Raw genomic sequence first — 26,419 nt, forward strand, 5'->3', positions numbered from 1 at the left:
GTCATCGTGCTCAGTCCCATTCCAGGCCGCCGCGGCGAATCTCGTAGAAGTAGGCGACGCCGAGCACGACCAGGAAGATCATCATCGCCCCGAAGCCGAAGACGCCCAGGTTGTCGAAGGCCACCGCCCAGGGGTAGAGGAAGGCCACCTCGACGTCGAAGACCAGGAACATCATCGCGGTGATGTAGTACTTGACCGGGAACCGGCCACCGCCGACGGCCGCCGGAGTGGCGTCGATGCCGCACTCGTAGGTGTCGTACTTGGCCCGGTTGTAGCGGCGCGGCCCGACCAGCAGGCTGGCGACCACCGACACCACCAGGAATGCGGCGGCCAGCGCCATGATTCCCAGGATCGGGATGTAGGGACTCATCCTTGCCTCCGTCCGGTCATGCCGCGGGAACCATCCTCGTCAGTGAGTGGATCGTGCGATCCATCCAATCACCTTCTCGAGTGTCGTAAAGGTGGGCCAACAACTTGATGGTGAATCGCATCAGAACCGGCCGGGGCAGTCCGTGCCGGGTACACAGCCGCATCACCTGAGGATGCTCGATCAACTTCACGAAGGTCTGGCCGAGCCGGAAGTAGCCGCCCCACTCGTCGGCGAGCTGCGCCGGATAGCCGGCCAGGGCCTTCTCGGCGGCCGGCGTCCCGACCCCTTCGGCGTGGGCTCGGGCGATCGCCTCGGCGGCAGCTTCACCGGCCTCCATCGCGTACGGAATGCCCTCGCCGTTGAACGGCGAGACCATGCCGCCGGAGTCGCCGACCAGAACCAGCCCGCGGGTGTAAGCGGGCTTTCGGTTGAACGCCATCGGCAAGGCCGCGGACGCGATCCCGCCGACCTGGTTGTCGGTGCTGAAGCCCCACTCGGCCGGGGTGTTGTCGAGCCAGCGGCGCAGCAGGTCGCGGTAGTTCAGTTTCTGCGAGGTGGCGGTGCTGGCCACGGTGCCCAGCCCGACATTGCAGGTGCCGTCCCCCATCCCGAAGATCCAGCCGTAGCCGGGCAGCAGGTCGGACTCCCCCGGCTTGCCGTCCCATAGCTCGAGCCAGGACTCCATCCAGTCGTCGTCATGCCGCGGCGAGGTGAAGTAGGTGCGGCAGGCGACGCCCATCGGGCGCTTGGCGTTCTTCAGCAGACCCATCGCCTTGGCCACCGGGGAGGAGTTGCCGTCGGCGGCGACCACGATCGGGGCCCGGAAGGTACGGCCGTCCTTGGTGGTGACGCCGGTGATCCGACCGCTGCGGTCGTCGATGACCGCGCCGTTGACGTTCGCCTGCTGGTAGAGGGTGGCGCCCTTACCGACCGCGTGATTGGCCAGCAACTCGTCGAAATCGGCACGTTTGCGGACCAGGCCGAAGGACGGGAACTCGGCCAGCTCCGGCCACGGGATGTGGAACGGCTCGGCACGTCCGCCGTAAACCCGCAGGCCCCTGTTGTGTAGCCAGCCGGCGTCCTCGGACACGTCGATGCCGAGCCGGAGCAGTTGCTTGGTGGCTCGCGGGGTCAGGCCGTCGCCGCAGACCTTGTCCCGCGGGAAGCTGCTCTTCTCGAGCAGCGCGACGCTCAAACCCCGGTCCGCGAGCCAGCACGCGGTGGTGGCCCCGGCCGGTCCGGCCCCCACGACGACGACGTCCGCCAGTACCTCGGACATGCCACTCCTCGTCGTATATGGGTCCTTGCGCCAGGGGCGCCGCCGCCAGTCTAGGCACGAAAGGACATGACAGCCATTCCGGACCGCGAGGTGCCGGTGACTAAGCTGCGCGGGTGATCCCAGCGCCCTCCGCGGCCCCCGCTTACGCCCGTACCATCGCTATTAACGATCCAGGAATGTTGGCAAAATACCTTGTGGACGAGGGCTCCGTGGCTTGGCTGCGGCGCGGCGAGGGAATGGTCGGAATCGGCCGATTCGCCGAGGTCGAGGTGGCCGGGCCGGCCGAGGCCGACGACTGGTGGAGCCGGTTCATGGCCGGTGTCGAGCACAGCTCGGAGGTGACCGGCGTGGCCGGCTCGGGGCCGGTCGCGTTCGGCTCGTTCACCTTCGATCCGGGACACACCGCCGGCGTCTCGCGGCTGGTGGTTCCCCGGGTGATCGTCGGACGCCGGGACGGTCATGCCTGGCTGACTGTGGTCAGCGAGGCCCCGTCGGTCGAGCTTGTCGAGACCCCGCTGGTCGAGCTTGTCGAGACCCCGCTGGTCGAGCTTGTCGAGACCCCGCTGGTCGAGCTTGTCGAGACCCCGTCCCCACGCCCACCGAAGGACGTCCGGGTGCTCGCCGATGTCGCGGACGAGGAACGCTGGCAGCGCCGGGTCGCCGAGGCCGTCCACCGGATCGAGAGCAACGGCCTGGAGAAGGTGGTGCTGGCCCGTGCGGTGACCGCCACGGCGTCCGAACCGATCGATGTGCGGCACCTGGTGACCACCCTGACCGACGGCTACCCGGGATGCTGGGTGTTCAGCGTGGACGGCCTGGTCGGCGCGTCCCCGGAGATGCTGGTCCGGCGCGAACGTGGACTGGCGACCTCCCGGGTGCTGGCCGGGACGATCCGGCGCAGCGGCTCGGAGGAGACCGACCTGAAGCTGGCCGGCGCGCTCGCCCGGTCGTCGAAGAACCTGGGCGAGCACGAACTCGCGGTGGCGTCGGTCGCCGAGGCGCTGGCGCCGCTGTGCTCGGGGATGAACGTGCCGGAATCGCCCTACGTGCTGGAACTGCCCAACGTGCTTCACCTGGCCACCGACGTCACCGCGGTCGCCCACAAGAAGGCGTCCGCACTCCGGCTGGCGGCGGCGCTGCACCCGTCCGCCGCCGTCTGTGGGACGCCGACCGCGGTGGCCCGGGCCGCGATCGCCGAGCTCGAGGGCCTGGACCGCGGCCGCTACGCCGGGCCGGTCGGCTGGATCGACTCGCGCGGGGACGGTGAATGGGCGATCGCGCTCCGGTGCGGCATGGTGGACGCCGCCGACGCCTCCCGGATCGACCTGTTCGCCGGCTGCGGCATCGTCGAGGGTTCCGACCCCGAGGAGGAACTCGCCGAGACGAAGGCGAAACTGCTGCCCATGCTCGGAGCATTGGGGCTTTGAATTTGAGGCTCTGAACTGAGCCTGTGACCCCGTCGAGACGGCACCTCCGCGATCGCACCGACCCAACAGGGTCGGCGCCGAAGCCGACCTTTCTTGCGTCCCGCGGCTCCTGGTCGCTCGGCGCGCGCCGGAGGTGGTCGCGATCACCCCGATTCGTCGACTCAGAAGGTCAGCGTCCGCCAGCCGACGACCTGCACCTTGACCTTCGCCGTCTCGCTCGTGGTGTAGATCCTCAACTGGTTGTTGTCCCCCACCGACTGAGAAAGGGTGAAGGTTTTCGATCCTTTCGGCATCTTCACGACGACATCGTCGCGGACGGCGAGGTTGGGCCCGCCGATACGAAGATGGCCCTTCTTGTCGCCCTGGGTAATCACCACTTTGAGTTGGATGTCCACCAGCCGCTCGCGGGCCGCCAGCGGGACCGCGCCGCCCAGCACCACGGGGTAACGGCGAGCATTGGGTTTGAGCGTGGCAGACAATACGGTGACTGCCGCCCGTTTGGTCGTGGTGACCCGTCGATGCGCCAGTAGTTGCGAAACGGTCGTCGATCGCAGGAGCCGAACCACCGATTCCGGTGTGTCGGTGGTGATGTAGCGGGAGCCGGCATCAACCGCATAGCGAAGTCGCTGATCGTTGTCGATGCCCCACAGCGTCACGCCCACTGAGTAGCGAGCGGGAAATCGCACCAGGAACAGGTCGGCGCGAGCAGCCGGAATCGAGTACTCGGCGATCCCCAGGCCGGCGGCCAGCTTGACTCGCTTCAGGCTCGGGTTCACCTCGCCGGCGGCCACCCGGATCGACGGCAGCGCATGGTGAGCGGCCGGTGCGACCACGGTCCATTCCGAACTGGACAACCGAGTGCGTTCGACCAGCTCGTGCCGCTTCAACGCCGTCACCACCTGGCGCGTGAAGTCCGCCAGGCTGTTGTCGGTCTCCCCCGGAGCGCGCTTGATGTCGACCATCAGCGACTGGTGCGACGCTCTGACCAGCGACAACGCGTTGTCGAGAGCAGGGATCGGTTGGCCGGCGCAGCGGATCCCCGACACGACGGCCCACGAGGTCTCGGCGATGCTCACCCCTGCACTGCCACAGGTCTTCCCGGTCGTCGCATCGTGGTGGAGCACGAGCACGCCGTCCAACGTGCGGCGGACGTCGATCTCCAGCTCACCGACGCCGAGTCTGATCGAGGCTTCCAGCGCGGCCAGCGAGTTGGCCGGAGAACCTCCGCGGTGGGCCTGCACGATCGGCATGGCTGGAGCGGCCGGCTTCAGCGGCAGCGGGGCATTCTGCGCCCGTGCCGTGGACATCGGTGGGCACAGCGCTAGTGCGACTATGCAAATGGGCAGGAAAAGGCGCGCCAGGGAGCGGGGCATTGTTGTCTCCCGGAAAGTCCGAATCGGGGGTGTTTGGACAAGCTAGATGCTAATCCATCCCTGCGGACAACCGGAGCCGATCCCGGTCAGTGCGAACGACCACAACGGCGAGCCCCGAGCATCGCCGGCAGTAATCAGCGCACCGCTATTGCGGTCGTGCGCACCTGAGACGTCCGGAACGGGAACGGCGGGGGGATACCAGGACGCCAACGAGGTTTTCGACTACCTCGGCCTCGCCGGCCGAAAGCGAAGGGCGCCTGACTCCAGGGCCACGCTTGCCGTCCTAGGCGCGCCAGCGACCACATCGCCTGCCTTCGGGTCCATCGCCTGTGTTTGAACGCAGGCAATGTCCCCTAACGCAGGCGACGTCGGTCGAAGTGGACGGATGGCGCCTCAGCGGGTCGGGCGCTGCACCTTGATCTTCTGCCCGGACGCCTTCTTGGCGGCTTCCTTCTCTCGGTTCAGCACCTCTTGCTGGGATTTCATCTCGTCCATGTTGAACGTGCCGCGCAGGAAGATGAACGCGATCCCGGCCAGCGCGAACGACCACAACGGCGAGCCCCCGAGCATCACCGGGGCAGTGATCAGCGCGACCATGTCCAGGCCGCGGAACAGGTTGAGAATCAGCGCCGGCGGCACCGCGCCCGACTCGGTCGCCACCATCGGGGTGTTGAAATCCACTTTCTTCGCCGTCACCCAGCGGACGGCACCCAGCCAACCGGCCAGCCCGGTGACCAGGGCGATCGCCACCCCCTCCAGAACCGGACGCTCGGCTCCACCGGAGGTGATGCCGACGAAGGCGGGGACCGTCGCGATCTGCCAGGCCAGTGCCAAGAACAGCGGTACCACCATCGCGGTCGTGCGCACCTGGGACGTCCGGAACGGGAACAGCCGGGCCAGACCGCCGGTGCGGGTCAGCACCCGCAACGTCGACAGGAACGGGACCAGGACCGCGACCAGGATCAACCCCGACACGAACGGGTTCACCGTGGTCAGGCCGAGGGCGTCCATGGCGTACGGCGCGACCACGGACGCCGCCAGCGCCACCAGCGGACGCGGGAATCGGCGCAGCCGCTGCAGGTCGCGCCAGAGCAACGCCTGCAGTCCCTCGCCGCGTCCGGCGGTCGGGGTGACATGGCCGCGTTCGACGGCCGCCCGCTCGACCACGATGTCGCGGATCAAACCGAAGTCGAGCGCATACATGGCGCCCTGCATGCCGGCGACCAGCGAGCCACCGGAGGTCAGCCGGGCCCGCCGGATCAGGTTGAGCCGGCGTCCGGCGGCGATCACTTCGACCACCAGCAGCACCAGGGCCAGCGCGGCGGCGGCGGCCGGCACCAGGGTGATCACGCCGGTGGGGACGGCCAGCGGCAGCCAGCCCGCGGCGACTGCGACGGTGAGTAGCAGCGTTGCCAGCGCCAGCGTCGCCAGCACGGTCTGGACGATACGGGTGACGACGGCGCGTTCCCGGGTCTGCTCAGCGGCGGCGAAAGCGGTCACCGCGGCGGCACCGAGGCCGTCCGCGAGCGCCCAGAGCCCGATCTCGACGAGGCTGGATCCGCTCAACGCGGCGGTCAGCCCGCCAAGCACCGCAGCAAGGACGCCGGTGGCCACGGTGGCCAGCCGGAGCCGTCCGGACAGCAGCCGGGCCCGCTCGATCGGGGCGTCCATCAGCCAGAAGCCCTCAGCCGCCGAGACCAGGACCGGGCCGAACAGCCGGGCCACCCCGATCGCCAGTCCGAGCACCGCGAACCAGGTTGCCCAAGGCACCAGGGTGCGGGCCGAGATGCAGGTGTCGGTGGCGCAGCTGGCCATCGTCGACTGGGCCTTGAGCACGAGGTTCGCGATCATCGCGCCGATCATCAGCACGCTGAAGATGGCCACGTAGGCGTTCTGGATGGCTTCGCCGATCGACCGGGTGGCGCGGCCGTGCCGCCACTGCTTCATCGCGGTGTGCAGGTCGCGTTCGTCGACCGGCTCGGGCGCGGCGTCCGGGAGGAACCAGAAGGTCCGCGGCGGCTCCGGTTGGGCCGGCGCCACCTCGGCAGCGGGCGTCGGTGCGGGTGCCGCCGCGGATCGGATCAGCTTGCGGGACTTCTTGCTCACGCGCCGACCTCGTCCGCCACCACGTCCGCACCGATCCGGACGATCCGGGTGGCGACCACATCGACCAGCTTCGGTTCGTGGCTGGCCAGCACGATCGCCAGCCCGCGGTTACGCTCGGCGGCCAGCCGCTCCGCCAGCCAGTCGACGCCCTCGACGTCGAGCCGCTGTTCGGGTTCGTCGAGCACCAGCAGCTTGCGCGGCCGGACGAACGCGGTGGCCAACGCCAGCCGTCGGCGTTGTCCGGACGAGAGGGTGCCGGGCAGCTGCCCGGACTGCGGGACCAGCTGCACCTCATGCAGCACCTCGTCGACCGCCGTCTCGGGATCGGGGACGCCGTGCGCGCGAGCCAGCAGGTCGAGGTGCTCGACGACCGACAGGTCGGGGAAGAAGTCCAGGTCGTCGATGACGGTCGCCACGTCGCGCCGGATCGCCGGGTTGGTCTCGCTCATCCGGACGCCGTTGACCTCGACGGTGCCCTCGTCGGGGGTGTCGGCGCCGACCAGGCAGCGCAGGATGGTGGACTTGCCGGCCCCGTTGCGGCCGGTCAGCGCGATCGCCTCGCCCTCGCGGACCTCAAGGTTGAAGTTGTCCACGATGGTCACCGGGCCGAACGATTTGCTGAGCCCGGCCACCTTGAGCACTGTGCTGCGTTTGGCCATGGGCAGGATTCTCCCCCACGTTGCCAAGGACGCCCGAATCGTCCGCGCCGACCCGGCCGGCGGGAGCGGCGTCCGTTGCGCGTGTGGTGTCGGCGGGGCGTGGCAGGCTATGGCCCGTGGGTGATCCGAGGGGTGCGAAGGCGACGCTGGCCAAGCGCCGGGCCGATGTGGCCGAGATGTTCGACGGCGTGGCGGCCCGGTACGACCTGGTGAACGACCTGCTCACCGGTGGGTTGGACCGGGTCTGGCGGCGGGCTGCGGTGGCCGCTGTCGCTCCGGAGCCGGGTGAGCGCATTCTCGACCTGGCCGCCGGGACGGGCACCTCGTCCAAGCCGTTCGCCGACGCCGGCGCGCTGGTGGTTCCCGCCGACCTGAGCCTGGGCATGCTGCAGGTCGGCAAGCAGCGGCAGCCCGAGTTGGCCTTCGTGAACGCCGACGCGCTGGCCCTGCCGTTCGCCGACGGTGCGTTCGACGCCGTCACCATCTCGTTCGGGTTGCGCAACGTGGAAGACACTGCGTCCGCCCTGGCCGAGCTGCGCCGGGTGACCAAACCTGGCGGCCGGGTGGTGATCTGCGAGTTCTCCACCCCGACCGCGGCCTGGCTGCGGCTCGCCTACCACGGCGTGGCGCTGCGGGTGTTGCCCCTGGTCGCGCGGCTGTCGGCGTCCAACCCGGTGGCGTATGAATACCTGGCCGAATCGATCCGGGCCTGGCACACCCAGCCGGCGCTGGCCGACGCGCTGGCGCAGGCCGGCTGGCGCGACGTCGAGTGGCAGAACCTGAGCGGGGGCATCGTCGCGCTGCACCGCGGCCGCGCCTGATGTTCGCCCTGGACGCCTACGCCGCCCGCAGCTGTCCGGTCAAGACCCACAACGCCTTCCACCCCGGATTCAGCCTGCCCGTCGCGGACGAGGGCTTGCGCGAGGTGTTCCACGGCGGCATCGCCTTCCAGGCCGACGTGCTCGCGCAGCTGGTGTCCGGCTTCGCCGGCTCGGTGCTGGACTGTCGCGCCCTGACCGAGCGGACCAGCGCCGAGCAGGAACAGGCCGCGCTGGCAGCGATGGCGTCCGGGGTGGAGGTGCTGATCGGGCCGCTGCTGCCCCGCGATTTCGACGCCCACCGCAGCGGACGCCCCGACCTGCTGCTGCGCGACCCGGCCGGCGGCTACCACCCGGCCGAGATCAAATCGCACCGGGTCACCGATCCGCGTGGCGGCGGTTCGCGGCTGACCTGGTCGTCGTTGACGGACCCGCTGCGCCGCGAGGTGCTCGAGGGTCACCGGTTCCGGCACACCTGGCGGCTGAACGACCTGCTGCAACTGGCGCACTACCGGCGGATGCTGGAGGCGCTGGAGCACGCTGCCGCCGCACCGCTGGCCGCCGTGGTCGGCACCGACGAACTGCCCGGGCTGGGCCGGGTACTGTCCTGGGTCGACCTCGGTGCACCGGTGCTGCCACCAAGCCCGCGGGCGACGCCGTCCGAACCGGTCGCCTCCGGGGTGGTGACGGCCCCGGAGCCGGTCTCGGCGCTGGCTCGCTACGACGTCGAGCACACCTTCCGGATCGAGATCGCCCAGGTCGCGTCCGCGCTGGAACCCGGCGACCCGCCGGCGCTGCTGCCGGTGGCCAACCGGGAGTGCGGCTGGTGCCAGTGGTGGGACGTGTGCCGTCCGCAACTGGACGACGACGACCTCAGCCTGCGGATCTCCAAATCGCCGCTGGACGTGTTCGAGATCCAGGTGCTGCGCGAACTCGGGGTGGCGACGGTGGCCGAGTTGGCCGCCGCGGACCTCGATGCGCTGTTGCCCGGTTACCTGCCCCGGGTGACCCACCGGCTCGGTGCCGAAGACCGACTGCGGCTGGCCCGGCGACGCGCCGTCCTGATGGAGCGCGGGGTCGACTTCGACCGGGTCACCGAGGGGACGATCGACGTCCCTGGTGCGACGCTCGAGATCGACCTGGATATCGAAACGTCCGCCGACGACCGGGTCTACCTGTGGGGCTTCGCGGTCAGCGACGCCCGTGACGGCTCGCACTACTACCGGCACTTCAGTGCGTTCGAGACCCTGGACGACGCGGCTGAGCAGCAACTTGCCACGGAGGCATTGGGGTGGTTGCGCGACTTGGTGGGCGGTGTGGACGCCCGCGTCTACCACTACTCCGACTACGAGGTGGTGCGCCTGCTGCGACTGGCGTCGGCGAGCGGGCACGAGGTACTGGACTGGGCAGTGACCTGGGCGCGGCTGCACTTCGTCGACCTGTTCACCCTGATCCGCACGCACTTCTTCGGCACCCAGGGCCTCGGGCTCAAGGTCGTCGCGACCAGGGCCGCCGGCTTCCGCTGGCGTGACGAGGCACCCGGCGGGCTCAACAGCCAGACCTGGTTCGACTCTGCGGTCGGCGGCGAGACGACCGAGTCGCGCGCCGCCGCCCGGCAGCGGGTGCTGGAGTACAACGAGGACGATGTCGAGGCCACCTGGCATGTGCGGCACTGGCTGCGTTCGCTCGACTGAGCCGATCCGCGTCCGGACGCCGCTGGGGAGTTGCGGGCTCAGTTGTCCAGCATCAGCCGGAACCTGGGTGCCACAGCGAACTCGGTGGCGGCCTCCCCGATCTTGACGAATCCGACGGAGCGGTAGAACGCCTCCGCGTGCGGAGTGCCGGTGACCGCCAGCACCCGGTGCCCCTGTGCGCGGGCCGTCGTGACGGCGGAGCGCATCAGCAGGCGTCCGATCCCGTGGCGTTGCCAGTCCGGGTCGACGAACAGATCGTCGACCTCCGGGTCATCCGGGTCGTCGTGGGTGACGGTGACGAAGCCGACGATCGTGCCGCCGACTGTCGCCAGCGTGGTCGTCCCACGTCCGAGCGCCGACCCGTCGAACTCCAGGTACTGCGGATTGGCGAGCAGCACGTCCCGGTCGCTGGCGTTGGAGAGCGAGGCCCGCCGGTAGACGCTGCGCAATCCGTCGAGATCGTGCTCGGACGCCGTCCGGATCTCGATGTCACGGATCGGGCCGTCTGGCCGACGGTCAGCGTGGGTGCGGCTCACGGCGTCCTCCAGGGGTGATCGCCTGCCGATCGACGGGCGACGTCGCTGTGTCCGAGCATGCCAGGCGGTACGCGGCACTCCAGTCAGGTGATCAGGTCGGCGAGGGCGTTGAGCTGGTCGTTGAGCGCGCGGCGGCCGGCCCGGTCGACGGTGGCGACCACGACGTCCAGACCCTTGATCGGACGGCGCAGCGCGTCGCTGAGCGCCGAGAGGTCACCCACTCGGCGGACCGGGACGCCGTGGGCTTCGGCGAGGCGGACCGGGTCGATGCCGGGGGGCGTTGCGAAGACCCGTTCGAAAGCGGCGGCGTAGCGTGCGTCGCCGTACTCGAGGGTGGCGAAGATGCTGCCGCCGGAGTCGTCGGCGACCACGATCCGCAGATCCGGACGGCGCTCGCCCAGCCCGGCGGCCAGCCCGTTGCCATCATGCAGGAAGGTCAGGTCGCCGCAGAGCAGGGTCAGTGGCCGCTCGGATGCCCACGCAATCCCGACCGCGGTCGAAATGGTGCCGTCGATGCCGGCCAGGCCCCGGTTCGCGAACACCCGGGCAGCGCTGCCCTCGGCCAGGTCGGCGTCCCGGATCGGCTGGCTGTTGCCGAGCATCAGCATGCCGTCGTCGACCGATTCCACGACGGCGGACGCCACCGCCGGCCCGGTCAGCACGTCCTGCCCGGCAAGCACCTCGTCGACCTGCGCCGACAGGGCACGATCAGCGGCCTGCCAGCGGTCCCGCCAGCCGTCGGACGCCAGCGACCCGGCGGCGCACAACCCCGGCACCACCCGCGCCGTCCGCCAGCCGGCGTCCGGCCATTCGGGACCGGGGCTGACCACGACGATCTCGACATCGTCCCTGGCCAGCAGCCGGTTCACCGGACGCGACAGGGTCGGCCGGCCGAACACCACCACTCGCTCGAGTTCGTCGGCGAGAGCAGAACCAAGCAGCAGCCGCCCGGTCCGCAAGGAGGCGACCCGCGCGTTGCTGGACGGCTCGGCCACCAACGGCAGCCCGGCTCCGGACGCGAACCGGGCGGCCTGCCGTCCGACCTCTGCGGACGCGTCCCCGCAGATCACCACCGTCCGCGGCCCTGGGGCGAGCGCCGCGGCGTTCACCGCACCCGCCGGCTCCTGGGTGACCGGCCGGAGCGACGGCAACGCGACCTCCCCCACCAGCGGCTGGTCCAGTTCGACGTTCAGGTGCACCGGTCCGGGGTTCCGGCTGCCCAGCCCGGCGGCGAGCAGGCAGGCGCGGGCCGCCTGAGCAGCCCAGGACGCCGCCGCAGCCTCCGAGGACACCCGCGCCGACCAGCGGACGAACGGCTGGAAGAGCCGGGACTGATCGGTGGTCTGGTTGGCGCCGAAACCGACCAGGGATGCCGGCCGGTCGGCGCTGAGCACCAGCAGCGGAACGCCGCCGTGGTGGGCCTCCAGCACCGCCGGCATCAGGTTGCCGACCGCCGTCCCGGACGTGGTCACCACCGGCACCGGGCGTCCGGATGCCTTCGCCAGCCCGAGCGCCAGGAAGCCGGCGCTGCGCTCGTCGAAGCGGACGTGCAGCCGCAGCCGTCCGTCGGCCTCGGCCTGGGCCAACGCCAGCGCCAGCGGGGCGCTGCGCGATCCGGGCGCGAGCACGGCCTCGGTCACGCCCTGCGCGCACAGCTGCGCCACGATCGTGCCGGCGCACACCGACGAACTCACCTGGTTCCTTCTTCCGTCTCGGACAGCCGCCGGCGCCACCACTGGTCCAGTTCGTCCGCTGCCCGCCAATCATTGCCGCTGGGCGCGACCTGGCGCACCTCGATCATGCCGTCCACCGCTACCAGCGGCCGATCCGTCACATCAGCCGCGAGCAGCGCGACGGTGTTCAGCCCGCACGCGTACGGCAGTTCCGGCAACGCGGCGGCGAGCGCCACGCCGCCCGCGATGCCGACCGAGGTTTCCAGCGCCGACGACACCACCACCGGCAGCCCGAGCCGCTCCGCCAACTCCAGACAGGCCCGGACGCCGCCCAGCGGCTGGACCTTCAGCACCGCCACATCGGCGGCGTTCAGCGCCGCGACCTGCTCGGGATCGCCAGAGCGCCGAATGGACTCATCAGCCGCCACCGGCACGTCGATCCCCGACCGCGCCAGCCGCAGCCGCAACTCAGCCAGTTCTTCGACACTCGCGCACGGCTGCTCGGCGTACTCGAGGTCGAACCTCGCCAATTCACGCAGCGCCCGGACAGCTTCGTCCACGCTCCAGGCGCCGTTGGCGTCGATCCGCACCCGTCCGGACGCCCCCAAGGCGTCCTGCACCGCCTCCACCCGGGCCAGGTCGTCGGCGAGCGTCTGGCCGCGTTCGGCGACCTTGACCTTGGCCGTTCGGCAGCCGCCGGACAGCGCGAACGCACCGGCGCGTTCGGCGTCCACCGCGGGGACGATGCTGTTCACCGGCACCCGGGAGCGGACGGCGTCCGGCCAGCCGAGCGTCGCTGCCTCGACCGCGGCCCGCAACCAGGCGTCGATCTCGGGCCGCGCGTACTCGGGGAACGGGCTCCATTCGCCCCAGCCTGAGGCGCCTCGGATCAGCATCCCCGACCGCCGGTTGATGCCGCGGAACCGCGTGGTCAGCGGCAAATCGTAGGTCCACCACTCGTGGACGAGCCGTGCGTCGCCGGCCACTCAGCCCCCGATCGCCAGGCCGAGGGCGAGGCCGGCGGCCATCGCCAGTTCCCCTAGACCGACCAGCTTCAGCACTCCGATCAGCGCCCGCCCGGTCGCCCCGGAAAGCACCAGCCGCACCGGCCCGGCCAGCAGGATCACCCCGAGCAACCCCAGCAGTGCCCACCAGGTGGTCAACGACGCCAGCACAATCACAGCGACCACCGACACCAGCACCAGGCCGACGAAGAACAGCCGGGTGCCCCGGTCGCCGAGCCGAGTCGCCAGCGTCCGCTTGCCGACGGCGGCGTCACCGTGCAGGTCGCGCAGGTTGTTGGCGACCAGGATCGCGCAGGCCAGCGCGCCGATGGCGACCGCCGCCGCCCAGGTCGCCGCCGTGGTGTGCCCGACCTGGACCAGCGCCGTGCCCCCGACGGCGACCAGCCCGAAGAAGACGAAGACGAAGAGCTCCCCCAGCCCCAGATAGCCGTAGGGACGCCGCCCGCCGGTGTAGAACCAGGCCGCGGCGATCGCGGCCACCCCGACCACAAGCAGCCACCACAGCTGGCTGAGCACCACCAAACCCAGTCCGGCTACGGCAGCGACCCCGAAACTCGCGAACGCCGCAGTTCTCACGCTGGTGGGGGTGGCGACCCCGGAACCGACCAGGCGCATCGGTCCGACCCGGTCTGCGTCGGTGCCGCGGATGCCGTCGGAGTAGTCGTTGGCGTAGTTGACACCGACCTGCAACGCGAGGGCGACCACCAGGCAGAGCAACGCCGCCAGCACGCCGAAGTCGTCCTCGAAGGCGGCGATCCCGCTGCCGGCCAGCACCGGGGACACCGCGGCCGGCAGGGTCCGTACCCGGGCGCCTTCCAGCCATTGACCCGCCGTCGCCACTCAGCTCCCTTCGGCCCACAACCGGTGCAGGCTCCGCCGGTCGATCTTGCCAGTGGACGTTCGGGGCAGGCCAGCGACCCGGCGCAGCCGGCGGGGAAAGGCGGACGGCTCGAGGCGTCCGGCCAGTTGAGCGCGGCAGTCGTCCACGGTCAGCGGCAGTTCGGTGAGCGCGACGATCAGGGTGCCCCAGCGATCGTCGGGGACGCCGAACAGCGCCAACCCGCCCGGCCCGAAGACCGTGTCGGCAGCCCGCTGCGCCCGGCCCAGGTCGACGTTGACGCCGCCGGTGATGACCACCTCGTCGAGTCGTCCGAGCACCTGCAGCCGGCCGTCTGACCAACTGCCCCGGTCCTGCGTCCGCAGGGTCCGGACGCCGTCGGGAGTGCTGCGCAGGGCTGCGGCGGTGGCGTCCGGGTCGAGCCGGTAGCCGGAGAAGACGCAGTCGCCGGCGATCTCGATCCGCTCGTCGGTGCCGATGCCGACCCGGACGCCGCCCAGCGGCACCCCGTCGTAGACGCAGCCGCCGCAGGTCTCGGCCATGCCGTAGGTGGCAACCAGGTTGATCCCGGCGTCGCGTCCCCGGCTGAGCAGCGGCGCGGGGATCGCCGAACCGCCGATCAGCACGGCGTCGTACCTGGTCATCGCCGCCATGACACTCGGATCGTCGAGGGCGCGGTGCAACTGCGCGGCCACCACCGAGAGGTAGTTGCGTCCCTGCTGGATGGGCAGTTCGGAGAGGTCGGACGGCACCACGCTCACCCTCGCTCGGGCGAGGTTCGCCCGGACGGCAGTCATGAACCCGGCCACATAGTGCAGCGGCAGTGGACACACCCAGTTCCCCGCACCACCCAGCCGGCGATGCGTCGCCTCGGCGGACGCCCGCAACGCAGCGGCCGGGAGCAGGACCCCCTTCGGCTCGCCGGTCGAGCCTGAGGTGCCGATCAGCACCCCGGATTGGAATTCGAGCGGGCCGACACCGAGGTTCCAGGACTCCGGCACGGACGCCTCGTCGGCGACCACGACGATCGCCGCCTCGTCCCCCAGGACCCCGGCAACGGCGTCCGGGACAGCCGGACCACCGATCACCCGCATGCGCACCCACTCACCCTAACCGCCGCTCAGGTGCGGGTAGATTGGTGCCATGGGTCGAGTTCTTCCGGTGGTTCTGCTGGCTTTGCTGGTGGTGTACTGCCTGGTCGAGGTCGCTCAGGCCGACCCCGATCGCGTCCGGGTGCTGCCGCGCTGGCTGTGGGTGGCGTTGATCATCCTGCTGCCGGGTGTCGGCGCCGTCGCCTGGCTGATCGCTGGACGTCCCCGGCGCCAGCAGCCGCCGCCGCGCCGTCCGCGAGCCCCCGACGACGACCCGGACTTCTTGCGCGGCCTCTAGCTCGGGAGCCTGCCGGTCGAGGTTGTCGAGACCAGTTCGTCCGCGTTGGTCGAGCGTCTCGAGGCCCCTCCCGCCCGCCGCTGGCCGAGCCTGTCGAAACCCAGCCAGCTCCGTCGGTCGAGCTTGTCGAGACCTTCTCGCTCCCGCGGTGCGAACCTCAAGACCACCCCAAGACTGGCTCAGCGTTGTCCGAGGACCGCACCCGCGAGTTTCTCCGTTCGGGAATCGTGTGGCACCCTCGACTGGTGCCAAGACTCGTTCGTCCCGTGCTGGGGGTCGTCGCGACCCTCGCCCTGACCGCCGGATTCCCCGGCGTGGCGCTCGCCGACCCGCCGGCACCGATCGAAACCGCCAGCCCATCGGCCCCGCCGACCGACCGCGACGAGCAGGCCTCCCGGGACATCGAACGTCCCGCCGCGCTGCCCGAGCTGACCCGTGCGCTCAACAACCGCCAGGCCGCTCTCGGCAAGGTGCAACTCGACATCGCCACGCGGGCTCGCGCGCTACAGGCGACACAATTCCTGAAGGACCGAGCAGCCGCCGAGAAGAAGGTCCGCTACGCCGACAAGGTCAAGAAGATCGGCTACGACCCGAAGAAGACCGACCCGCGCGACATCGCCAAGCAGATCATGCTGGAGAAGTACGAGTGGGGCGCCGATCAGTTCAGCTGCCTGAACAAGATCTTCACCCAGGAATCCGGCTGGAAGTGGAACGCCACCAACCCCAGTTCGGGCGCCTACGGCATCCCTCAGTCGCTGCCCGGCACCAAGATGGCCACCGAGGGCGACGACTGGAAGACCAACCCCGCCACCCAGATCAAATGGGGGCTGAAGTACATCAAGCAGCGCTACGGGACGCCGTGCGCGGCCTGGGGCTTCAAGAGCGGCGCGGGCTGGTACTGAGCCCGGTCAGTTCCTGCGTTCGACCGGGGGGATGATCCCGTCCTCGATCGCTCGCCGGAACAACTCCAGTTTGTTGTTCGCCGGCCGGTTCACCTGGGTGTATTTGACCCGGATGCGCTTCAGGTATTCCTTGACGCTGTTCTCGGTGATGTAGAGCTGTTGGGCGACCTCGGGAATCTCCAGGCCGGCCACATACAGCGACAACACCTGGCGCTCCCGCGGGCCGAGGCTGGCCGCGACATAGGTGGTGTCCGATTCGATCGCGGCCAGGATCTCCTGCGACAACACCATCTGCCCGTTGGCCACCGATTCCAGGGCTTCGATGGTTTGGGCGATGGGTTCGGCTTTGCGGCAGACGCCGTCCGCTCCCCCGGCGAGGGCACGGCGGACCAGCCGGATGTTGTCGGCGATCGAATAGACCAGAATGCGGTAGCCCACGTCGGCCAGCCGCTCGACATTGTCCTTGGGGTCGGATTCGTCGCCCAGCGAGAGGTCCAGCATCACCACGTCGGCGTCCACGGCGTCGGCCAGGAACTCGTCCACGGTTTCGTGCGAACTGACCACGCTCACGTGACCTGCTGCATGGTGTTGCAGCGCCGCGCCCACCCCGAGCCGGATCGCCTCGTGATCGTCGATGATCGCGGTCCGGATGATGGCGGTATCGGTCATGTCTTCCTCACAGTCACTGTGCCGGCCTCGTCAATCGTAGTGAGGTTACGCTCGGCGTCCACGCGAAGAATGGTGACCGCGTCCGCGTAGCCCTCGGGTGCCGTCCGCGCGACGATTCGTCCGCTGGTGGACGCGCGAACCAGTTGTTCGAGTTGGCGCAGGGTCTCACGGCGCACCGTCTCGGGCAGCTTGGAGCCCCGGTTGTCGACCAGCACGACCTCGACACCCCGTCGGCGGGCGGCCTGGATCGCGTCCGACACCCCTTGTGAAACGAGGTTGCTGGCCCGCAGGGCGTCCCGCAGCCGGCCCTCCAGGACGCGGCAGGCGTCACGTTCCTCGTTGCTCAACTGATGCGTTGGGTCGGCCAGGTTGGTCAGCAGCGGGCCGATCTGCTCGCGCAGTTCGGTCAGCCACACCTCACGCAGCACCAAGGTGGAGAAGCTCTCGGCCATCGCTTGCGTGTTCTTCCGGGACGCGCTGCGGACCCGGACCAGCTGCTCGCCGATCGACCGGACGCCGCCCAGACCCACCGTTGCCAGCGCCAGCCAGAGCAACGGCCCGAATCCCACCTTGAGCACGACGTAGCCACCCAGCGGGCTGCCGTAGGTCCACAGGATCGCCTGCGCGAGGAAGATGACCAGCCCGACCCAGGCGATCGCCCGGCGATCACGCACCAGCACGGTGATCAACAAGACCATCACCACCGTGCTGTGCCACAGGCCGTAGCCGAGTGCCTCGCTCGCCGGGACCGACATATGCACCAACTGCGCAATGGTGGCCAGGCACGCCACCACCAGGATCGCCTGCCAGGCGCCGAGTCGGCGTACCCCCGCACGCCACAGCGCCAGGCCGGTGGCCGGCAACGCCAGCGCCAGGGCAGCCAACGTGAGCGGGTTCACCACAGGTTCGGTGAGTGCCGACAGCAACCCGACCAGCACTTGAACGCCGACCATCAGCCAGACCAGGAACAGGAAGACTTCGACCCGAAGCACCGAGCGCAACGCCTCGGACACCCGCCGCCGCGAGATGGGTTCTCCGGTCTGCGACTCGCGCCCCACCCAGATCAGGCTGACCAGGGTGCCCTCGCCGGGTCGGGAGATGATGTCGACCGCGCCCCCGATGCGACTGAGCCGCTCGTTCATCGACACCCTGATCCCGAACCGGTTGTCCGGCACCTCGTCGAGGTCGAAGCCCTTGCCGTCGTCGCGGACGTCGACGCGGACCTGCCGATCCCGGCGTTCGCGGCGCGCCGACACGGTGATGGTGACGGTCTCGGCCTCGGCGTGACGGGTTACGTTGAACGCCGCTTCGCGGGCCGCCTGGCCCAACGCGCTGGCCACCGACGCGCTCAGCTCGAAGTCCTCCGCGGTCGGATCGACGACCACACTCGCCTGCGGGCAGACCGGCTCGACCATGTCCTCGACCAGCCGGGCCAGCTGACTCACCGTCAGCCGCTGTTCACCGTCGGCGGGCGCGCCGGCGTCCGTCAAGGCCTCCAGAGCGGTCCGGGCCAGGTCGGCCACCTCGCCGCGCGGCTGGTCGGTCTGCACGGCCGCGACCAGCGTCGTCATCACCCGGTCATGGATGATGCCGTCCAGTACGGTGCGCTGTTGCTGAAGCGCCCGGTCGATGGCGTGATTGGCCTCGACCCGCTGCGAATCGATGGTGGTCGCGTCCAGCTCGTCGACGGCGTGGGCGAAGAAGCGGATCAGCAACAGCAGCGCGGTGGGCAGCACCAGCAGGGTGAGAACGTCCTGGACCGCCTCGAGCGCGTCCCGATCACCGCCGGAACGGGTCATCCGGACGGCCCCGAAGATCAGCGCGGCCACGGCCGTGTAGGCGAACCCGATCTTCACCGTCGTGGCCAGTGCCGCGCAGACCGCGGCGACGCCCAGGCACATCCACAGCCAGGGCGCATGAACGGCGGTTCGTGGACTCGTCCACGCCCACACCCAGGTGGCCATGCCCACCAGGTTGACCAGTGCGTAGGCACCGCACAGCCAGCGGACGTCGCCCAGCGACCAGGCGTAGATGGGCATCAGCAGGGTGAACCCGATCACCCCGCCACCGACGATGGCCAGCCACAACGGGTGCAGGTTCGGCAGCTGGGTGAAGGCCATGAACATGGCGGGCACCAGGGTCGCCAGACAGGTCAACGCCACCGCTCGGGCCAGTCCGAGCCGCAATCCAGTCGCGCTCGCCCCCCGGGCAGGATCGGCCCTGCCCAGGTAGCCCGTGACTGCCCGAGAAGTCACCAGCGAAACCGGCCGTCCCCAGGACAAGCGGATGCGGTGTGGGCGCGCACGAATCCGTTCGGTGGTGCGCCCTTCATGGGGTCATCCTGCCATCGGACGGCCGGGTCTTGCCAGACGCGCCGCTGCGCGTCCGGGAGCTCACTCCCGCAAGCGAGTCACGCGCCCCCGTACGCATTGGTGAACGCGTCCGCCGCGGGCACCGGTTTCGCGATCAGCTTGGAGCGGTCCAGGAAATCCGCCATCGCCTGCCATTGACCGGCGTCCAGGGCCGGCTGGAAGCGTCCATCGGTCAGTGCCATCAACTCGACCGTGGCGGCCAGGACGGCCTCGTTCTGTGACCGCGCGGACGCCGTCCAGCCCGGGATCTGGGTGGCCGAGATGTCGATCGCCGCCTTCTGGTCGGACGCCGTCGCTTCGATCGCCTTGGTGGTGCCGGCGACCACCTGCCGGACCACCTCCGGGTGCGCCTTGGCGTAGCTGGACGAGGTGAGCAGGCAGGTACTGACCAGCGGGACGGTTCCGGTGGCCACCGGCAGGGCGCGGGGCTGGGCTCCGTCCGCGCGCAGTTGCACCAGCTCGTTCGTCCGGAAGCCCACCACGGCGTCCACCTTCTTGGTGGTCAGCGCCGCGACCTGGGTGTAGCCGACCTCGACGATCTTCACGTCCGATTCGGTGAGCCCGGCGGTGGCGAGCGCCACCCGGGCGGCCAGCCAGGATTCTCCGTAGCGGCCCGGTACGCCCAACGAGCGGCCCTTGAGATCGGCCAGAGTGCGGATCGGCGAGTTGCCGAGGACCATGACCTCCACCGGGAACTGCTTGTAGTAGGCGGCCACCGCGATCACGTCCACGCCCTCGGCGCGCGCCTGCATCGCCTCGCTGCCGGCGGCGACCAGGAAGTCCTCATTGCCCGAGGTGAGCGCGGTGAACAGTCCCTCGGTGGCGCCGTGATGCCGCAGGGTCACGCTGGCGCCGACACCGGCGAACAGGTTCTGTGCCTGCGCCACGTAGAACGGCGCGAACTGCACGTTGGGGATGTAGCTGAGCCCGATCGTGGCCCGCGCGGGCGGGGTGGCGGACGCCGAAGCGCTGGGCGAACCGCTCGGTGCGGCCGGGGCCGCGCAGCCGGCCAGCCCGAGGGCGAACGCGGTGCCCAGCAGGGTGCGGCGATGCAGGCGTGCCGGGATTTTGGGAATGGGTGCTTCGGGGTGCATGAGAACTCCTCAGGTCAGGGCTTCGACGATGGCGGAGCGGCGCTCCCACCAGGTGATCAACGAATAGGCGCCGGCGGCGATCAGGCAGAGCCAGGCGATGGTGGCGAACATGCCGGCGGTGTCGACGGCGTCCCGCTGCACGGTGAGCACGGTGCCCAGGCCGCTGCCGCCCATCACCATCTCGCCCACCACAGCCCCGGTGACGCTCAGCGCGAAACCGTTCTTGAACCCCGCCAGCAGCGACGGCAGTGCCAGCGGGGCCTCGACGTGGCGCAGCAGGGCGAAACTGCCGGCGCCGTCAATGCGGGCGGCGTCGACCACCTCGCGGTCGACCATTCGCAGTCCGACTACGGCGGATACCAGGATCGGGAAGAACACGATCAGGGCGCAGAGGGCGATCACCGGGACCAGCCCGTAACCGACCCAAAGCACCAGCAGCGGAGCCAGCGCGATCGCCGGGATGGCCTGGGTGGCGCCCAGGAACGGCTGGACGGCATCGGAGAACCACACCGAACGATGGATCGCCACCGCGAGTGGCAGCGCCGCCGCGGTGCCCAGCAGGCACCCGCCGAGTGCCTCGCCGAAAGTCACCGCAAGATAGGGCCACAGCGTGCCGGTGACGGCGTCCTCGAGGAGCCGGCCCAGCACCCGGCCCGGCCCGGGCAGCAGGATCGGGGACGCGGACGCGGCCGCGAGTGCCCAGAGCGCGAGCAGGACGACGCCGAGCAGCGCGGGCGCGAGCAAGCGCCGCCGCTGTGGGCTCAGCCGTGTCATGTCTCCTCCGGTCCGCGTCCACGCGTTCCGGGGTCGGCGCAGGAGAATGCGCCAACGACGACGGACGTCGTCGACGACCGCCGTCCGTGCTGCCTCCCATCCGGACTTTCACCGTCGGTTCCGGAATTCCACCGGATCAACCACTGCACGCAGCGGGTCGCGGACTGTCACCGCCGGTTCGGACTTACACCGACCCCGGAGCACGAATCGCCGGTCAGTATATGCCCGTCCAGCCCGACGTCGTCCGCCGTCCGGTTCTGGTCCCGCTCCCCCGCCCGCCGCCGAAAGGCCCTCCCTAACTACCTGTGCCCTCCCACCTGCGGGAGGGCACAGGTAGTTAGGGAGGGGGTTTGGGACGCCGCGGGCGACGAGGCGGACGATCGGACACCGTCCGGATCAACCGCACAGCGTGCGGACAGCCGGGCACAGCTTTCACACAGGTTGGCGCCCTAGGTTCTGGAGCGCCACCGCTTGAGGAGATGCCCCGAACTATGACCACTGAAACGCCGACGGCGTCCACGAAACGGCGCCGTCTTCGCCTGTCAGGACGCAAATGGCTGTGGCTGTCGGTCGCGGTGGTGGTGCTGATCGCGGGCGGCGTCGGCGCCTACCTGCTGATGCGCCCCGGGCGCACCAACCAGGCCCAGGCCATCACCCGCACCGTCCAGGCCACCCTCGGCACCCAGACCCGCACGGTCACCGTGGACGGCACGCTCAGCCCCCGCAAGCAATCGGACGTGAACTTCGCCGTGTCGGGCACCATCACCCGCGTCTACGTGAAGGCCGGCGACAAGGTCACCAAGAACCAGAAGCTGGCCCGAGTCGACGACACCGAGCTGGTCAACGCAGTCGATCTCGCTCGGGCGAATCTGACCACCGCGCAGGCCAACTACACCGAGGTGGTCGACAACGACGGCAGCTCCGCGGCAATCGCCTCGGCCAACGCCCAGGTCCGCTCGGCGCGGGCGTCCCTGACCAGCGCACAGCAGAATCTGAATGCGGCGGTGCTGCGTTCGCCGATCGCCGGCACCGTGGCAGCAGTCACCGCCGAGGAGGGCGACAGCGTCTCCGGCAGCTCGGCGTCCACCTCCTCGTCGAACCGCTCCACCACCGGCAACTCCAGCTCATCGACCTCGTCCAGCAACTCCGGCTCGGCCGGCACCGCCCAGTTCAGCGTCATCTCGACCGCCAGCTGGAAGCTGGCCGGGTCGGTCGGCAGCGCCGACCTGGGCAGTCTCAAGCCCGGCCAGGCGGTCCAAGTCACGCCGTCGGGGGCATCTGAGGCGATCAAGGGCACGGTCGCCTCGGTCGGCATCGTTGCCACCTCGACCAGCGACGGCTCGGCGACGTTCCCGGTGGTGGTGAACCTGTCCGGCACCCACACCGGGCTGTTCTCGGGGACCACCGCCAGCGGAGTGGTGACCATCGGCAGCTACCCGGACGTGCTCACCGTGCCGACCGCGGCGATCCGGACCGAGAACGGCAAAGCGGTCGTCACCAAGCTGGACGGCACCACCGCGTCCACGGTCGAGGTCACCGTCGGACGGGTGTTCGGCGCCGAAACCGAGATCACCAAGGGCCTGGCTGCCGGGGACAGCGTTCAGATCACGTTCGTCCGGCCGACCGGGACCAGCACCACCGGCACCCAGGGCCAGGGCGGTCCGGGCGGAGGATTCGGGGGCGGGTTCGGCGGCGGCGGACTCGGCGGGGGTGGCGGACAACCACCCGGCGGCGGCACGGGAAGGCAGGGGCGATGACCCCGATGCTGTCGATGACCGGCGTCCGCAAGACCTATTCGACCGGCGCCGTCCAGGTTGAGGCGTTGCGCGGCATCGACCTGGCTGTCGCCGAGGGCGACTACCTGGCGATCATGGGGCCGTCCGGTTCCGGCAAGTCGACCCTGATGCACATCATCGGTTGCCTGGACGTCCCCACCTCCGGCAGCTACGAACTGGACGGCACCGACGTCGGTTCGATGTCGGAGAAGCAGCTGGCGCAGGTCCGGAACCGCAAGATCGGGTTCGTCTTCCAGCAGTTCAACCTGCTGCCCAGCCTGTCGGCACTGCGCAACGTCGAGCTGCCGTTGATCTACGCCGGCGTCCCCGCGGGGCAACGGCACGAACGGGCGATGGCCGCGTTGGCCCGGGTCGGTCTGGGCGACCGCGTCCAGCACCGGCCGGGCGAGCTGTCCGGTGGCCAGCAGCAGCGGGTCTCGGTGGCCAGGGCGCTGGTCACCGATCCGGCGCTGTTGCTCGCCGACGAACCCACCGGCAACCTGGACTCGCACTCCACCGACGACATCCTGGAGCTGTTCGCCGAACTCAACGCCGCCGGCCGGACGATCGTGATGATCACCCACGAGCAGGAGGTCGCCGGACGGGCCGGGCGCCGGGTGTTCATCCGCGACGGACTGCTCAGTTCCACTGACGCCCTGGCCAGCCGCGACACCCAGGGGGCGCTCCGGTGATGGAGTGGACCGAGACTCTTCGGACGGCGGTCGCCGCGCTCAACGCCCGCCGGATGCGGTCGCTGCTGACCATGCTCGGCATCCTGATCGGGATCGCCGCGGTGATGCTGACCGTCGGCCTGGGCCAGGGCGCCCAGCAGCAGATCACCTCGCAGATCAATGCGCTCGGCTCCAACATGATCATCGTCACCCCTAGTCAGAGCACATCGAGCGGCGGCTTCCGCGGTGGCGGCGGCGCGGTCTCCACCCTGACCACCCAAGACGCGGCGATGCTCGCCGATCCGGCGGTGGCGCCGGACATCGCCGCCGTCGCACCGGTGTCGACCACGTCCGGCTCGCTGCAGTCGGCGTCCACCACCTGGACGTCCACGGTCACCGGGACGGTGCCGGCCTGGCAGACGGTGCGTGCCCGCGAGGTCGGCTCGGGCCGGTTCTTCTCGGCCGCCGAACTCGACCAGGGCCAGCCGGTCGCGGTGATCGGCTCGACCACCGCCGAGCAGCTGTTCCCGAACGGCTCACCGGTCGGGCAGTCCGTCAGCCTCAACGGCCAGTCCTTCGTCGTGATCGGGGTGCTGGCCTCGGCGGGGTCGTCGCTGTCGGCCAACGAGGACGACACCGTGGTGGTGCCGCTGACCACCTTCGCGGCACGGTTGTCGAGTTCGGGCAGCGCCAACAGCGTGTCGGCGATCTACCTCTCCGGACGTGACGCCGACAGCCTGTCGGCCGCCTATCAACAGGTGCACACGGCCCTGCTGGCCACCCACCAGGTGACCTCCGACAACGCCGACTTCTCGGTCAGCACCCAGGCGTCCCTGGTGCAGACCGCCACCTCGATCACCGGAGTGCTGACCCTGCTGCTCGGCGGCATCGCCGGCATCTCGCTGCTGGTCGGCGGCATCGGCGTGATGAACATCATGTTGGTCTCGGTCAGCGAACGCGTGCGCGAGATCGGCCTGCGCAAGGCGTTGGGTGCGACACCGGCTGTCATCCGGCAACAGTTCCTGGTCGAAGCCGGCATTCTCGGCGTGCTCGGCGGCCTGCTCGGCGTCGCGATCGGCGTGCTGGGTGCGGTGCTGCTCACGCCGGCACTCGGCATCGCGGTGTCGGTGTCGGTGCCGGCCACCCTGATCGCGCTCGCGGTCTCTCTGGGGATCGGCCTGGTCGCCGGCGTCTACCCCGCCAGCCGCGCCGCGAAGTTGGCGCCGATCGACGCATTGAGGAGTGAATGATGGCCCGGAACAAGCGGCTGCGGGCGGTGATCATCGCCGGCTGTGCGCTGGTGGTGGTGGCCGCGGTCGGCGTCGGGGTGGCGTTCGCCTCGCCGTCCGGACGCCCGCGTTACGTGACGGCCGTGGCCCGCACCGGGGACGTCACCCAGACCTACACCACCTCGGGAACGATCGCCCGGACGAACACCGCCACGGCGAGCTTCGCCGTCGACGGCACGGTCAGCAGCGTGTCGGCAGCCGTCGGCAAGTCGGTCGAGGCCGGCGACGTGCTGGCGGTGCTGAAGAAGGGACCGCTGCAGCTGGCCGTGCTACAGGCCGAGACCTCTGTCGCACAGGCGAAGGCGTCACTGTATTCGGCGGAGCATCCGAGCAGTGCGAGCACGCGATCGTCCTCCTCCGCCAGTGCGTCGGCGTCCAGTGCGTCTGCGTCCAGTGCGCCGGCGACGACGACGAAGGCATCCGCCGGGGTGACGAAGGCATCCACCGGGGTGACGATCGACCCGGCCACGTTGCTGGCGATCACCCGGCAGATCTCGGACGCGGTGGCGGCCGAGAGCAAGGCCTGCCAGCCGGTCCTGGGCGCGAGCCCCACCACTCCGACGCCCGCACCCACGCGCTCGGCCAGCGCGACGCCGTCCGCGACTGCGACCGCCAGCCCGACGCCGACCGCGACCGCGACCGCCAGCCCGACGGCGACGCCGAGCGCTTCTGCCACCCCATCGCCGGCGGCGACCGTGAAGGATCAGGCGGACGTGATCGAGCGCAACGACCCGACCGCGGCCGAGTTGAAGGCCTGCGGCGAGGCCCGGGCGAAGGTGCAGATCGCCACCCGGACGCTGCAGCAGACGGTGCAGCGGCTGGTCGCCAGCGGGTCCCGGCCGAGCGGATCGACCGGATCGAGCCGTTCGACCACCGCGTCCAGCAGCACCGTGAAGGTCAGCGCCGCGCAGGTCGCGTCGGCGAAGGCGAAGCTGCTGCAGGCTGAGCAAGACCTGCAAGGCGCCCAGGACGATTTGGCCGACGCCGAACTGGTCGCCCCGATCTCGGGCACCGTCGGCAGTGTCACTCTGGCTGCCGGGGCGTCCGCGAGTGGGGGTTCGGTCACCGTCGTCGGCGAGGGGAACGCGCGGCTGACGTTCGAGTTGCCGCTGAAGACCCGCACCCTGGTGAAGACGGGTCAGAAGGTGACTGTCGCGCCGGCCGGATCCGCCACCACCCTGCACGGCACGATCACCGCGATCAGCGCGACCGAGACCAGCGGCACCGCCGGCGACACCCCCACGTACTCCACCACCGTGACCGTCTCGGACCCGGACGCCCTCCTCGCCTCAGGCGCGCGGGCGTCGGTGAGCATTCCGGTGACGACCGCGACCGCGGTGGTCCGGGTGCCCGTCTCGGCCGTCACCCCCACCGGGACCGGGGCGGGCACCGTCCAGCTGGTCACCGAGGCCAGAGCCGAGAACGCGACCACCACCCCGGTCACCACCGGCGCCGTCGGCGGCGGCTGGATCGAGATCACCAGCGGGGTCAAGGCCGGCGACCTGGTGGTGCTGGCCGACAACACCGCCGCCCTGCCCACCAACAGCAACGGACGCCGGACGACCACCAGCACCACCCGCGCCATGGCCTCCCCCAGCGCGACCGGCCAGCCGACTCAGCCGACTGGTCAGGCGCAGCCCACCCCGGCCCCCACCCGCTGAACCGCGGGGACGGTTCTCCCGGTCA

23 protein-coding genes and 1 riboswitch are annotated in these 26,419 nt (G+C 70.3%); of the genes, 9 read left to right on the forward strand and 14 right to left on the reverse strand.

The features are described 5' to 3' along the window. Nucleotides 1-10: 10 nt before the first annotated feature. Nucleotides 11-370, reverse strand: coding sequence for an NADH-quinone oxidoreductase subunit A (locus QM711_RS14735; protein ID WP_415100620.1), 360 nt, complete (start codon nt 368-370; stop codon nt 11-13). A 16-nt stretch (nt 371-386) separates the two neighbouring features. Next, nucleotides 387-1,649: a geranylgeranyl reductase family protein gene (locus QM711_RS14740; protein ID WP_415100622.1), complete on the reverse strand. Its 1,263-nt coding sequence runs from the start codon at nt 1,647-1,649 to the stop codon at nt 387-389. 176 nt (nt 1,650-1,825) lie between these two features. On the opposite strand from QM711_RS14740, the gene QM711_RS14745 reads away from it, so the two are divergent. After that, the gene (locus QM711_RS14745; RefSeq protein WP_415100624.1) at nt 1,826-3,076 is read left to right on the forward strand and encodes an isochorismate synthase; all 1,251 of its coding nucleotides are present in this window, start codon (nt 1,826-1,828) and stop codon (nt 3,074-3,076) included. Between the two features lie 161 nt (nt 3,077-3,237). Here the strand turns inward: QM711_RS14745 and QM711_RS14750 are convergent, their stop codons facing one another. From QM711_RS14750 to QM711_RS14760, 3 genes are all read right to left on the reverse strand, one after another. Continuing rightward, nucleotides 3,238-4,449, reverse strand: coding sequence for a glycerophosphodiester phosphodiesterase (locus QM711_RS14750; RefSeq protein ID WP_415100626.1), 1,212 nt, complete (start codon nt 4,447-4,449; stop codon nt 3,238-3,240). 393 nt (nt 4,450-4,842) lie between these two features. Beyond that, a complete protein-coding gene (locus QM711_RS14755) occupies nt 4,843-6,555 on the reverse strand; it encodes a DUF6297 family protein (protein ID WP_415100628.1) in 1,713 nt (570 codons plus the stop codon). Beyond that, nucleotides 6,552-7,214, reverse strand: a complete 663-nt coding sequence (locus tag QM711_RS14760) for an ABC transporter ATP-binding protein (protein WP_415100630.1) — start codon at nt 7,212-7,214, stop codon at nt 6,552-6,554. The genes QM711_RS14755 and QM711_RS14760 overlap by 4 nt, the downstream gene beginning before the upstream one ends. 116 nt (nt 7,215-7,330) lie before the next feature. On the opposite strand from QM711_RS14760, the gene QM711_RS14765 reads away from it, so the two are divergent. Together QM711_RS14765 and QM711_RS14770 are read left to right on the forward strand one after the other, a co-directional pair. Next, nucleotides 7,331-8,035: a demethylmenaquinone methyltransferase gene (locus tag QM711_RS14765; protein WP_415100632.1), complete on the forward strand. Its 705-nt coding sequence runs from the start codon at nt 7,331-7,333 to the stop codon at nt 8,033-8,035. Further along, nucleotides 8,035-9,726 (forward strand): TM0106 family RecB-like putative nuclease, encoded by a 1,692-nt coding sequence (locus tag QM711_RS14770; protein ID WP_415100634.1) that lies wholly within the window; start codon nt 8,035-8,037, stop codon nt 9,724-9,726. Before QM711_RS14765 ends, QM711_RS14770 begins: the two co-directional genes overlap by 1 nt. Before the next feature lie 38 nt (nt 9,727-9,764). On the opposite strand, the gene QM711_RS14775 is transcribed toward QM711_RS14770, so the two are convergent. From QM711_RS14775 to QM711_RS14795, 5 genes are all read right to left on the reverse strand, one after another. Further along, nucleotides 9,765-10,262, reverse strand: a complete 498-nt coding sequence (locus QM711_RS14775; RefSeq protein WP_415100636.1) for a GNAT family N-acetyltransferase — start codon at nt 10,260-10,262, stop codon at nt 9,765-9,767. Between the two features lie 83 nt (nt 10,263-10,345). After that, entirely contained in the window at nt 10,346-11,956 is a 1,611-nt protein-coding gene (gene menD / locus QM711_RS14780; protein ID WP_415100638.1) for a 2-succinyl-5-enolpyruvyl-6-hydroxy-3-cyclohexene-1-carboxylic-acid synthase, read from the reverse strand. Next, on the reverse strand, nt 11,953-12,921 hold the full coding sequence (locus QM711_RS14785; RefSeq protein WP_415100640.1) for an o-succinylbenzoate synthase: 969 nt from the start codon (nt 12,919-12,921) through the stop codon (nt 11,953-11,955). The genes menD and QM711_RS14785 overlap by 4 nt, the downstream gene beginning before the upstream one ends. Beyond that, nucleotides 12,922-13,800 (reverse strand): 1,4-dihydroxy-2-naphthoate polyprenyltransferase, encoded by an 879-nt coding sequence (locus tag QM711_RS14790; protein WP_415100644.1) that lies wholly within the window; start codon nt 13,798-13,800, stop codon nt 12,922-12,924. Continuing rightward, a complete protein-coding gene (locus QM711_RS14795; protein ID WP_415100942.1) occupies nt 13,801-14,892 on the reverse strand; it encodes an AMP-binding protein in 1,092 nt (363 codons plus the stop codon). It abuts the gene before it with no gap. Nucleotides 14,893-14,941: 49 nt separating this feature from the next. Between QM711_RS14795 and QM711_RS14800 the strand changes: the two genes are divergently transcribed. Continuing rightward, nucleotides 14,942-15,187: a PLDc N-terminal domain-containing protein gene (locus QM711_RS14800; RefSeq protein WP_415100646.1), complete on the forward strand. Its 246-nt coding sequence runs from the start codon at nt 14,942-14,944 to the stop codon at nt 15,185-15,187. 245 nt (nt 15,188-15,432) lie between these two features. Next, complete coding sequence (locus QM711_RS14805; RefSeq protein ID WP_415100648.1) at nt 15,433-16,089, forward strand: transglycosylase SLT domain-containing protein; 657 nt, start codon at nt 15,433-15,435, stop codon at nt 16,087-16,089. Between the two features lie 6 nt (nt 16,090-16,095). Here QM711_RS14805 and QM711_RS14810 read toward each other — a convergent pair whose 3' ends face one another. From QM711_RS14810 to QM711_RS14825, 4 genes are all read right to left on the reverse strand, one after another. Beyond that, complete coding sequence (locus tag QM711_RS14810) at nt 16,096-16,758, reverse strand: LuxR C-terminal-related transcriptional regulator (protein ID WP_415100650.1); 663 nt, start codon at nt 16,756-16,758, stop codon at nt 16,096-16,098. Continuing rightward, a complete protein-coding gene (locus tag QM711_RS14815; protein ID WP_415100652.1) occupies nt 16,755-19,013 on the reverse strand; it encodes a sensor histidine kinase in 2,259 nt (752 codons plus the stop codon). Before QM711_RS14815 ends, QM711_RS14810 begins: the two co-directional genes overlap by 4 nt. A gap of 155 nt (nt 19,014-19,168) precedes the next feature. Continuing rightward, nucleotides 19,169-20,224, reverse strand: a complete 1,056-nt coding sequence (locus QM711_RS14820) for an ABC transporter substrate-binding protein (RefSeq protein ID WP_415100654.1) — start codon at nt 20,222-20,224, stop codon at nt 19,169-19,171. Between the two features lie 9 nt (nt 20,225-20,233). Beyond that, nucleotides 20,234-20,998, reverse strand: coding sequence for an ABC transporter permease (locus tag QM711_RS14825; RefSeq protein ID WP_415100656.1), 765 nt, complete (start codon nt 20,996-20,998; stop codon nt 20,234-20,236). A gap of 82 nt (nt 20,999-21,080) precedes the next feature. Continuing rightward, nucleotides 21,081-21,206: riboswitch (FMN riboswitch) on the reverse strand. Nucleotides 21,207-21,489: 283 nt separating this feature from the next. On the opposite strand from QM711_RS14825, the gene QM711_RS14830 reads away from it, so the two are divergent. Genes QM711_RS14830 through QM711_RS14845 form a run of 4 tightly spaced genes read left to right on the forward strand, consistent with a single transcriptional unit; the run spans nt 21,490 to nt 26,394 of the window. After that, nucleotides 21,490-22,755, forward strand: coding sequence for an efflux RND transporter periplasmic adaptor subunit (locus QM711_RS14830; protein WP_415100658.1), 1,266 nt, complete (start codon nt 21,490-21,492; stop codon nt 22,753-22,755). Continuing rightward, the gene (locus tag QM711_RS14835) at nt 22,752-23,465 is read left to right on the forward strand and encodes an ABC transporter ATP-binding protein (protein WP_415100660.1); all 714 of its coding nucleotides are present in this window, start codon (nt 22,752-22,754) and stop codon (nt 23,463-23,465) included. The genes QM711_RS14830 and QM711_RS14835 overlap by 4 nt, the downstream gene beginning before the upstream one ends. Continuing rightward, nucleotides 23,465-24,694: an ABC transporter permease gene (locus QM711_RS14840; protein ID WP_415100662.1), complete on the forward strand. Its 1,230-nt coding sequence runs from the start codon at nt 23,465-23,467 to the stop codon at nt 24,692-24,694. Before QM711_RS14835 ends, QM711_RS14840 begins: the two co-directional genes overlap by 1 nt. Beyond that, nucleotides 24,694-26,394, forward strand: a complete 1,701-nt coding sequence (locus QM711_RS14845; RefSeq protein WP_415100664.1) for an HlyD family efflux transporter periplasmic adaptor subunit — start codon at nt 24,694-24,696, stop codon at nt 26,392-26,394. Before QM711_RS14840 ends, QM711_RS14845 begins: the two co-directional genes overlap by 1 nt. Nucleotides 26,395-26,419: the final 25 nt, after the last annotated feature.

Origin of the sequence: Micropruina sp., assembly GCF_047602385.1 — a bacterium.
Taxonomy (GTDB): domain Bacteria; phylum Actinomycetota; class Actinomycetes; order Propionibacteriales; family Propionibacteriaceae; genus Micropruina.

Excerpts from the sequence above, each read along its gene's own strand:
- QM711_RS14735 (WP_415100620.1), bottom strand. The coding sequence starts at position 370 with ATGAGTCCCTACATCCCGATCCTGGGAATCATGGCGCTGGCCGCCGCA.
- QM711_RS14740 (WP_415100622.1), bottom strand. The coding sequence starts at position 1,649 with ATGTCCGAGGTACTGGCGGACGTCGTCGTCGTGGGGGCCGGACCGGCC.
- QM711_RS14745 (WP_415100624.1), top strand. The coding sequence starts at position 1,826 with ATGTTGGCAAAATACCTTGTGGACGAGGGCTCCGTGGCTTGGCTGCGG.
- QM711_RS14750 (WP_415100626.1), bottom strand. The coding sequence starts at position 4,449 with ATGCCCCGCTCCCTGGCGCGCCTTTTCCTGCCCATTTGCATAGTCGCA.
- QM711_RS14760 (WP_415100630.1), bottom strand. The coding sequence starts at position 7,214 with ATGGCCAAACGCAGCACAGTGCTCAAGGTGGCCGGGCTCAGCAAATCG.
- QM711_RS14770 (WP_415100634.1), top strand. The coding sequence starts at position 8,035 with ATGTTCGCCCTGGACGCCTACGCCGCCCGCAGCTGTCCGGTCAAGACC.
- QM711_RS14795 (WP_415100942.1), bottom strand. The coding sequence starts at position 14,892 with ATGCGGGTGATCGGTGGTCCGGCTGTCCCGGACGCCGTTGCCGGGGTC.
- QM711_RS14800 (WP_415100646.1), top strand. The coding sequence starts at position 14,942 with ATGGGTCGAGTTCTTCCGGTGGTTCTGCTGGCTTTGCTGGTGGTGTAC.
- QM711_RS14810 (WP_415100650.1), bottom strand. The coding sequence starts at position 16,758 with ATGACCGATACCGCCATCATCCGGACCGCGATCATCGACGATCACGAG.
- QM711_RS14820 (WP_415100654.1), bottom strand. The coding sequence starts at position 20,224 with ATGCACCCCGAAGCACCCATTCCCAAAATCCCGGCACGCCTGCATCGC.
- QM711_RS14825 (WP_415100656.1), bottom strand. The coding sequence starts at position 20,998 with ATGACACGGCTGAGCCCACAGCGGCGGCGCTTGCTCGCGCCCGCGCTG.
- QM711_RS14830 (WP_415100658.1), top strand. The coding sequence starts at position 21,490 with ATGACCACTGAAACGCCGACGGCGTCCACGAAACGGCGCCGTCTTCGC.
- QM711_RS14835 (WP_415100660.1), top strand. The coding sequence starts at position 22,752 with ATGACCCCGATGCTGTCGATGACCGGCGTCCGCAAGACCTATTCGACC.
- QM711_RS14840 (WP_415100662.1), top strand. The coding sequence starts at position 23,465 with ATGGAGTGGACCGAGACTCTTCGGACGGCGGTCGCCGCGCTCAACGCC.
- QM711_RS14845 (WP_415100664.1), top strand. The coding sequence starts at position 24,694 with ATGGCCCGGAACAAGCGGCTGCGGGCGGTGATCATCGCCGGCTGTGCG.